General features: G+C 42.8%; 6 protein-coding genes. 5 read left to right on the plus strand and 1 reads right to left on the minus strand.

Annotation, left to right across the window (positions count from 1 at the left end):
• The first annotated feature begins 230 nt into the window (after nt 1-230).
• From pncB to CAG69_RS19255, 4 genes are all read left to right on the plus strand, one after another.
• Nucleotides 231-1,541: a nicotinate phosphoribosyltransferase gene (gene pncB / locus CAG69_RS19240; protein ID WP_161445718.1), complete on the plus strand. Its 1,311-nt coding sequence runs from the start codon at nt 231-233 to the stop codon at nt 1,539-1,541.
• Nucleotides 1,542-1,877: 336 nt separating this feature from the next.
• On the plus strand, nt 1,878-2,237 hold the full coding sequence (locus CAG69_RS19245; RefSeq protein ID WP_006741341.1) for a hypothetical protein: 360 nt from the start codon (nt 1,878-1,880) through the stop codon (nt 2,235-2,237).
• A 214-nt stretch (nt 2,238-2,451) separates the two neighbouring features.
• Nucleotides 2,452-2,970, plus strand: a complete 519-nt coding sequence (locus tag CAG69_RS19250; protein ID WP_005392659.1) for a glycine zipper 2TM domain-containing protein — start codon at nt 2,452-2,454, stop codon at nt 2,968-2,970.
• A gap of 171 nt (nt 2,971-3,141) precedes the next feature.
• Entirely contained in the window at nt 3,142-3,921 is a 780-nt protein-coding gene (locus tag CAG69_RS19255; RefSeq protein WP_161445720.1) for a class I SAM-dependent methyltransferase, read from the plus strand.
• A 72-nt stretch (nt 3,922-3,993) separates the two neighbouring features.
• Here CAG69_RS19255 and CAG69_RS19260 read toward each other — a convergent pair whose 3' ends face one another.
• A complete protein-coding gene (locus CAG69_RS19260; RefSeq protein ID WP_161445722.1) occupies nt 3,994-4,890 on the minus strand; it encodes an EamA family transporter in 897 nt (298 codons plus the stop codon).
• Between the two features lie 94 nt (nt 4,891-4,984).
• Here CAG69_RS19260 and CAG69_RS19265 point away from each other — a divergent pair, with 94 nt between their 5' ends.
• Entirely contained in the window at nt 4,985-5,869 is an 885-nt protein-coding gene (locus CAG69_RS19265) for a LysR family transcriptional regulator (RefSeq protein WP_161445724.1), read from the plus strand.
• Nucleotides 5,870-5,901 lie beyond the last annotated feature (32 nt).

Raw genomic sequence — 5,901 nt, forward strand, 5'->3', positions numbered from 1 at the left:
GAGTTGTGCGAAACGTTTTCGGTAGTGCTTCATAGTACGCCTTGAGTATAAATCTACGAATGAATCTGACTTATTCACAATCTGTGTGCGAATTCTAGACAGAAAAACCTTATAAAAATGAGTGGTTAGTAACAAAAGTTGACAAACTATAGATGGGTGTTTATTGTTTACGCAAATTAGTTAGTAACAAAAAGTTATATACCCAGGAAGGGCGTGTAGAAGGGCACCTAATGACCACCAAACTATTTTCTTCCCGCATCATTCAAAGCGCTTTGGATTTTGATGTCTACAAAGTCAATATGATGAGCGCAGTAACAGCGCTTTACCCTGATGCGATGGTGTCATACAAATTTATTGTGCGTAGCGAGGAAGATCTCTCTGAACTGCTACCAGAGGTAAAAGCAGAAGTTCTCAAACTGCAAGACATTCAATTTACGCAAGAAGAAATCGAATATATTAAGCGTGTCGCGCCTTACCTGAATTCTGACTTTGTTGATGCATTGCGCCATTTCCGGTTTAACCCGCAAAGTGATGTCTCTTTCCATAATAAAGCCATGGCTGATGGCTCAAGCCAGTTACGCATTACTATCAATGGTTTGTGGCGAGATACTATTTTGTACGAAACGATCATCATGAGTATCGTGTCTGAAGTTCGTAGCCGTCAGCGTTGGTCAGATATCCCTGTAGCGCAATTTACCACCGTTTTAGAAGAAAAAGTTCGGTACCTAAAATCCGAACTAAAACGTCGTAACATCACTAACTTTAAGTTTTCTGATATGTCGACGCGTCGACGTTTCTCTTTTCAAGCTCAGCGCACTATGCTGGAGTTCTTGTGCCAGGAAGTGCCGGAATGTTTGACAGGAACAAGCAACTACCACTTAGCAAAAGAACTGAATTTAACGCCTATCGGTACCGTTGCTCATGAATGGTTTATGGGCCATCAAGCTCTGGTGAATGTGCGAGATTCGCAAAAAGTGGCTTTGCAACGTTGGCAAAAAATGTTTAACGGTGCACTAGGTATTGCACTTACCGACACGATTGGTATTGATGCCTTCCTTAAAGACTTTGATGAAGAGCTAAGTAATGCGTATTTCGGTGTACGTCACGATAGTGGTTGCCCTTATAGCTGGGGTGAAAAAATGATTGCACACTACCAGTCGCTTAATATAGACCCATTAACAAAAACACTGGTGTTTACCGACGGACTTAACTTCGAACAAGCGTTAGATATTTGCGAGTACTTCCAAGGACGTATTCAGGTGAGTTTTGGTATCGGTACTTTTCTTGCGAACGATATGGGTGATTATGTCAATAAAGAGGGTGAAGCCTACCAGCCACTTTCTATCGTGATCAAAATGGTCACGTGCAATGGTTCACCAGTCGCAAAAATCAGTGACGAACCTGAGAAAGCCATGTGTGAAGATATCTTCTTTTTGATGAACCTCAAGCGCCGCTTCGAGCAACCTCTTGATTTAAACGAGTGTCGTAAACTGATTGATCGTCTAGAAACTGAAGGTCAAAACTATCTCATCGACGCGTAGGCGTTATCCCTCCTTCTTGATAAGCACCCTCTATCGTTACGACAAATTTATATAGACAAACGTAGAGGGTGATTTCGTTATAGTAATACGCAGAAGTAACCAGATACAGCGTAGGAAAGCACTCGAAAATGAGGTTGTTTTTTTTTGATGTGCTATGTGCCTATGATTGGTGTAAATCGATACGTTACAGCATCGTGGAAGGTGTATTTTCATCGGACACTAAACTCAGTCTAATCACGTAGTTTATTCCCATGTACCATGAGGTCACTCGGGTATAGACGTCTATCTGCTTTTATGACTTTGGGCTTCGCGTAATTGCTTGAATCAGGAGTCAAAATGAACCTAGTAGTACATTTGCAAAAGAAAGCGATCCGAAAATATGGCTATGAGATGGCCACTCGTCAAGCATGGAAATGTGGCATCAAGGCAAATCTTGTTAAGCGCGTGATCGGCCTTTTTAAAGGACAAATTGTTTGTGTGATTGAAGGTTGTCGCGCAGAGTTTTCTTCTCCTCTTAATAACCCCCTTCACGAAGATGACAAGCAAGGGCGATATGTGTTTGTTGGTGGTGTATGCTGGGAACCAAACAACATTATTGCTCCTGGCTTTCCTGATTTTATGTTTATGCACGTGCGTAACCTGAGTCACCGTCATAAGTATTTAACCGACGACGAACTGTTTTTAAGCTTGGCTTAAAAATAAGCCTCATAGGTTAATCAAGCCTAATCATAATCAGTAATGATACGGTTTTAGCTCAGTTGACATTCTGTTGAGTGTTTCTTGACGTACCTTTTATAAAACAGTGTTTCTTTACTCGTTAATGACAGAGGGTTTGTTTTCGCCTGATGTGATTTCCTAATTGCGATTTACTATACCGCTCATCAAAGCAAACCATACTGGGATGTAAATCATGAATATGAAATCTATCGCAATTGCAACGGCAGTTGTTGCTGTACTAGCAGGCTGTAAAGACAAAACGCCACCAGCTCCAACCCAAGCAAACATTACTTTGGTTGAAGCGGTGACTGAAACTGTGAAAAATCCACACCAAGTATGTAAAGACGTGGTAGTAACGGAGCAAGTTGCCCCTACGGATGATAATAAAATAATTGGTACGGTCGGCGGCGCAGCAGCTGGCGCGGCATTGGGTAACCAAATCGGTGGCGGCTCAGGTAAAGTGATTGCAACTGCAGCTGGTACGATTGCTGGTGCATTAACGGGTCGTAAGATTCAGGAGAACGTGCAACAAGGCGATGTAGTGACAACGACGAAAAAGCAGTGTCACACAGAATACACAACATCTGAAAAAGTAGTGGGTTACGATGTCACTTATGAAGTTTCAGGTGCGCCAACGACGGTTCGCTTAGCGAGCAAGCCAGCGACAAAAACGTTCCCAATTCAAGATGGCAAAGTTGTTCTTCCGCAATAACTAGCTCCTCAACCGAAGTAATTAACAAGCCCTTTTATCTTTGAGACGAAAGGGCTTTTTCACATAAGCGGTGTTTTCATCTATTTTCCCGCGGGAATGTGCAGCCAGAATTACCAGTTAATTTTCAGCGTTAGATACAATCACTTTTCTAAAAGTACGAACGGAAAAAACATGGAAGATTTTTACCTGACCGATCGCGGTTTAGCTGGTTATTTCGAAGCGCAATGGTTCGACAAGTTCATCGAAGATAAGCAGATTGAGACGATAACCAGTCGCTCAAAACAAGTCCCACTCTCTTTTTTGTCATCACCACATTGTTCCCAAGTCGCTGACTTTATTGCGAAGACGGCACTTGAGAGCGGCGTTCAGCCGTGTTCCCTACTTGAGGTTGGGGCGGCCCTGGGAAGAAACTATTATGAGTTAGTGCAACGCTTACCTAGCCTTAAAGAAGCGACGCTGGTTGAGCCTTCAAATAGGTTGATGGATGGCTTGAAGCAACTATTAATAGAAGAACAACGAGTCGAGCTAACTTATCTTCACGATGTGAACACCTTAAACGCTTTAGAGGTAGAGAATAGAGATATCGTACAGAAATGTGCTCATGTTGATTTGACGCTAATTAATCAGCCTTTTGAGCTCGATACTCTCCAATCTCGCTTTGATTTAGTCGTATGTTTAAATGTGATTGATCAATGTGAGTCGCCACTTAGCGTGATCAATGCTCTAAAAGAAGCCACCAAGGTTGGCGGGCTGATGGTTGTCTCTTGCACTTATCAGTGGAACGCGAAACACATCAAAAATGAAGAAGAAGCGGTCGATGATATCAAAGAGTACTTTGCTGAAGGTTGGCGTTTAGTATCGGAAGCCGATCATGAATATCGCATCCGGTTTAATGATCGTTTTGCAAGGCAGTTTTTATCTCATGTGGTCGCTTACATCAGAATGGATTAGAGCCACATAAAAAAACCGAGTACTTACGACTCGGTTTTTTTAGTCTTTGAGATTTTGAGATAGAGCGCGATTTTAAGTAACGTGCGCCTCTTGTTGCTCTCGCTCTTGTTGAGCTTGCAGCTTTTTCTTGCGACGTTCTCGTTTAGAAAGCCAAACCAGCGGCACAACAATCATTATTGTTCCTATCGCCATGAATATGTCTGGCACTTCTCCAAACCAGATTAATCCCACAAACACGGCACCAATTAAGCCACTGTATTCAGCGCTGGCAATTTTGTTGCTATCAATCGAGCGGTAAGCGATCACACATGTTGCCGCATAAATCATGATGAACAAACTTGAGCCAGCAGCGACAGGGAAAGCACTCCAGTCCCAAGGTTCCGCTTCGATCAGAACAAGTAAGAAAGCCACGGGAATACCTGCCAAGTTTGTCATCAATAACGTTTGCATGACAGATTGATTTTTTGGCAGTTTTCGAATGAGCAAGTTATTGATTGCCAGGGTAATAGCCACAACTAAAGCCGAAATCGCTGCCCAGTCGACTTGATCTGGACGAATGATGACCAACACTCCAGCAAAGCCCATGATCGCAGCCGCGACCGATTGTTTAGACAGCTGTTCGCCAAAAAATATCGCGGCAAGCGGCAGCATGATTAATGGCGCGGCGTAGAAGATTGCGTTCGCAGTTGCGAGCGGTAAAGATGAAATCGCCAAAACCATAAATATAGCACCAAGCAACCACACGTGAGCGCGGACAGCATGCCATTTAAATCCTTCAAGAAAGTGAGTCTTTTTTGTCAGCAAGCAGACAGGCAGTAGGAAAAGCACTGCGGAAATTTGTCGGAAAAAGACAAACTGAAAAATAGGCACTTCATTTCCGACACTTTTAATTAAAGAGTCCGAAAGCACCGCAATGAGATTCCCAACAATTAATAGCAGCATAGCTGCGCCGACCGATGTAACTTTCACTTATTTCCTCTCCTCTTTCTTTGCCAAAGAGTAGGTGATGTCATAGGATGAAGTGAAGTGATATTTATTGGTTTAAGTATGAGATTTTTAGATAATGAAATTGCCACCACTCAGAGCGGTTCACTGTTTTGAATCTGTCGCTCGAAACTCTAGCTTTTCGCTTGCGGCTGAAGAGCTCAATGTGACGCAAAGTGCCATTAGTCATCAGATAAGATTATTGGAAGATTATTTGGGCGAGTCATTATTTATTCGTCAAGGCAGAAAGCTCTCTTTATCGGATACTGGTGCTCGTTATTTAGAGGATATTAGCCCGGCAATTAGCTCTATTGCGATGGCCAGCCAAAAGGTGAGAGAAGGGGACAAAGGCAGCATACGTTTAGCGATTTATAGCTCGCTTGCCGTAAAGTGGCTTATTCCGCGTTTGTCTGATTTTAAGCGGTTACATCCGGAAATCGATCTGACACTCAATATGGTTGTTGGTGATCCTGAGCAGACAGATAGCGTTGGTGATTGCTTTATCACGGTAGAGAAGCCAAAGCGCAACTATATGTCGGTGAAGTTATACGCGGAAACGCTGTATCCGGTATGCAGCCATAAAATTTGGAAAGAGTTACAAGATCAACCCATCCCAGAAGCGCTTTGGCGATATCCTATTTTGTCGACAGACTCTATTTATCGTGAGAGAGGAAAAGACTGGGCAGAGTGGTGCAGAGCGGGTGGTTACACTTTGCCGAAAGATGTCGATGTTCAACATTTTAGTCATATGTTGCTGGCAATTGAGGCTGCACGTTATGACCAAGGCATCGCATTTGCGAATGATTTTATGCTCAATGAAAGAGATAAAGCGCATGATTTGGTGTATATCCCTTCTCATGGATTAGAGACGGGGGACAGCTTTTACTTTATTCATAAAAAGAGCCGAGCCAAGCTGGCGGAAATCATCAAACTCACCAATTGGTTGAAGCAACAGTGCTTGTAAAATGACTAAATTGTCATAATTAAGAAATAAAG

Source organism: Vibrio sp. V43_P6S15P86 (assembly GCF_009904725.1).
Classification (GTDB): domain Bacteria; phylum Pseudomonadota; class Gammaproteobacteria; order Enterobacterales; family Vibrionaceae; genus Vibrio; species Vibrio diabolicus.

Bases quoted from the DNA above. Each gene is read 5' to 3' on its own strand.
- pncB (WP_161445718.1), top strand. From the start codon at position 231: ATGACCACCAAACTATTTTCTTCCCGCATCATTCAAAGCGCTTTGGAT.
- CAG69_RS19245 (WP_006741341.1), top strand. From the start codon at position 1,878: ATGAACCTAGTAGTACATTTGCAAAAGAAAGCGATCCGAAAATATGGC.
- CAG69_RS19250 (WP_005392659.1), top strand. From the start codon at position 2,452: ATGAATATGAAATCTATCGCAATTGCAACGGCAGTTGTTGCTGTACTA.
- CAG69_RS19255 (WP_161445720.1), top strand. From the start codon at position 3,142: ATGGAAGATTTTTACCTGACCGATCGCGGTTTAGCTGGTTATTTCGAA.
- CAG69_RS19265 (WP_161445724.1), top strand. From the start codon at position 4,985: ATGAAATTGCCACCACTCAGAGCGGTTCACTGTTTTGAATCTGTCGCT.